Source organism: Phaeobacter sp. B1627 (assembly GCF_006265095.1).
In the GTDB taxonomy this organism is placed as follows: domain Bacteria; phylum Pseudomonadota; class Alphaproteobacteria; order Rhodobacterales; family Rhodobacteraceae; genus Epibacterium.
Genome location: NZ_VCNK01000085.1, coordinates 1 through 2,916 on the forward strand (window position 1 = coordinate 1; position 2,916 = coordinate 2,916).

Annotated in this window: 3 protein-coding genes; 1 reads left to right on the top strand and 2 read right to left on the bottom strand. The window is 47.4% G+C overall.

The window, feature by feature from the left end:
- On the top strand, positions 1–252 hold a 252-nt coding region (locus tag FGE21_RS20225; RefSeq protein WP_218062806.1), incomplete at its 5' end, for a hypothetical protein.
- On the opposite strand, the gene FGE21_RS19710 is transcribed toward FGE21_RS20225, so the two are convergent.
- Together FGE21_RS19710 and FGE21_RS19715 are read right to left on the bottom strand one after the other, a co-directional pair.
- Positions 239–2,197, bottom strand: a complete 1,959-nt coding sequence (locus tag FGE21_RS19710; protein ID WP_139665101.1) for a radical SAM protein — start codon at positions 2,195–2,197, stop codon at positions 239–241. The genes FGE21_RS20225 and FGE21_RS19710 overlap by 14 nt on opposite strands.
- An 87-nt stretch (positions 2,198–2,284) precedes the next feature.
- Positions 2,285–2,671 (bottom strand): hypothetical protein, encoded by a 387-nt coding sequence (locus tag FGE21_RS19715; RefSeq protein ID WP_139665102.1) that lies wholly within the window; start codon positions 2,669–2,671, stop codon positions 2,285–2,287.
- Between the last annotated feature and the right edge of the window lie 245 nt (positions 2,672–2,916).

Sequence of the window (2,916 nt, forward strand, 5' to 3'; positions counted from 1 at the left end):
TTCTTCATCGTAAATCTCCTCAGGTATCTTGCTGAGAATATTCTACGTCTGATCACTGCCATTTTTCGGGGGGATTGCCGACGCAGTCGTTCGGAAAACGCGCATTTTCAGGAAATTCGCCCTCAGATGCAGAGTTTTGGCGAAAAGCCGATCTCAGCGGGCGGCGGCTCAATGGGCGATTCTGCAGGCTATGATGCCGAAAAGTCATATTTGCACAAGCAGGCGGCGACCAATTCCTCTAGCAGGTCATGACCTGTTCAAGAACTGGGAAGTGCGCGATCACTTCCGAACTGGGGATGTCCTTTGGCATGAACTCCAATGCCACAACGGCATCCCGATTGGTTTCCAGTATCTTTCCCGCCAACGCATTTACAACAAAATGCCGAGGAACCGAGTTTGGCATATTCAACGTAAACCAATTGACATCCTCGGTCCATCCGAGCCTGGTGTCCAACCCACTGTCGAGCACCTCAAGCTGAGATCGAAGTGAGTCCCTATCAAACTTCGAAAGCAGCACCAAAAGATGTTCCCGTGGGATCCACCCACCGTAAGCATAGGCCCCCGCTTTCTTTTTGCGTTCCGTGAATTCGTCAACCATATCGTGTGCCTGTTCGGCACTCAATCCTTCGGTCACTTCATAGTCGTAATATAGCTCAAGCACGTTGCTGGATTTTTCGACAACGTTTTTGACACCAAAGTTCTCTGGGTCTTTTGAAATTGGTGCATTGTGCTCGAACGAAAATACACCCGTTCCTTCAGAATGGATAATATCAGAGTGATCAATCAAGAAATCGATAGTTTCTTGCGCCTCTTCTCTCGTTTCGGTTGGGAAGCCAAAGAAATTGAACGTGTGGTTCCATATCCCAGCATCGTGCGCATCCTGAAGATTGGATATCATTACATCTTGGGTATTATCTTTTTTCATGTGGCGCTGAACGCGTTCATTTGCGGACTCCAATCCAATGTACAAAGATCTGAAACCAATCTCATACATCCCCTGGTAGTGCTTAGGTTCGAAATATTTCTCAAACTTATAGAGCCCCGTGAAGAAATACTTTTTCGGTTCCACATGCATTGGCAACCCCGAAAAGAGCTTTGGTGGAATTGCTTCATCATTCAAGGCAAAGTGCTTTACGCCATATCGATTGGAAAGGTCTTGGACAGCTTCGGCAAAAGCATCGGGTTGCATCATCCGGTAGCGATCACCGTAGATCATTCCGTGATAACAAAACGCGCATTTGTCCCAGTAGCACCCCCGCGTTGTGAGCATAGGTAGAACAACGTCGGGTGAATAGTATCGCCCCAAATTAAGGTCATCGAAGTTTGGTGTTGGAATCTCGGACAACTTTAGCTGCGGGGCGAGCTTGGTTTTGATAATTTCACCGTCGCGTAAAAAGCAAAGGTTGTCCGTGGGATTCTTCGCAAGATCGTGCGCACGAAGCAGCTGCTCCAGAGGGGCCTCGCCTTCATAGCGAAGAACATAGTCGAAATAGTTTTCGAAAAAATGCCGTATCGCTTCATCTTTCTCTGCGATGCGTGAGAAAACACTGCCGCCGATGATTATCGGTGAATCTGGAAATTTGGCTCTGAGGCACTTTGCTAACGTTAAACTCGCAAGAACTTGCTCCTGACCGATAACCGACAAGCCAAAGAACCTCGGCGCCTTTTTGATGGAACGAACCTTGTCCTTGAAAAAAGGCAAGAACGGGTTGAGATTCTCGGTGTTGCAAAACTCATCAATGCTCTCGTTTGACAGCATCGTGTCCGAGGTACTCAAAGATGATGTACCAACCTCCACGACAGGTTCTGCCGTGGAGAAGGCAAAGAGAAGTCGTTTAAATGCCGTGACCGACGAATAAAACCCCTCAATGGTCGACATGCAATCCTTTGATTTCAGCCTCTTCGCGAGCTTTATTTTTGAGTCATAATCGCTCAGAATGCCTAGTGATAGAAGTGCTTGGTTCCGATAGGTGTCAAATTCCGGGCCGAGATCAGATACATACCCATTCAACCTATCGATGGCTCCTGAAAGTCTCGATCGGCCAATGAAGTGATCATAGAATTCAACGTTCCAGTCAGATTGCACCGCGCTAAGCCCACGGTTTTCCAAAAATGCCTTAAGTGCTGGAGTGCTCAGAAACGGTTGAAACGGTGACCACTGAGGTGGAAAAATAAGGTGAATGTCGAGGCTAGACATTGGTTCCTCCTGCAGTGCGCGCGCGACTACAACCCACCTCACAGAGGTGAATAACCTGGACGTAGTGCCGCACAGCTTGTTTTTAAATTATTTTCTTTTTGGCTTGGCCCGTTCTGCTTCAAGGGCTGCGGCCTGCGTGCCTTGATTAATGTTCTGATTGTCCATCACTTCTTCCCCGCCACCTGTTAACACAGTACGAAGGTTTTGCAGCGCGTTTGGTTTGAGATTGAGCAAGTCTTCCATCTTGCCCTGGTTTTGGTTCTGGTTGTCCATGACTTCGTCTCCGCCAACGAAACCTATACCGATTTCCCGCAGAACCTCGGGCTTCATTTTCGAAATTTCTTCCATACTACCTTGGTTCTGGTTTTGATTGCTCGCCAACAAAAAATCATCCGGAAGAGCGGTTTCGATGTCCCGAACCAAGCTGGGCGCAAGTGAGTCTTTCATAGCTTCTAGGAGTTCATGTTTGTCCATTGCATTAGTCCTCACAATTAGTGTTAAAAACCTATGATAATTACTAATGGTAGCATAAAATCTTCAATCTTTCCACTTAAAGCTGTTCAGTTAAGTGGCCAATTTGGGCGAAGGCAAATTTTGTTATTGTTCCTGTACAGTTGGGAGCGGCAGGTGATTTTGGTCAGCCCCACTTATGTGGTCCAGTTTGCATGTGAGTGCATGATCGGCCTGGGTTCCATCGGGCTGAAGTGGTCCCAGAAAAC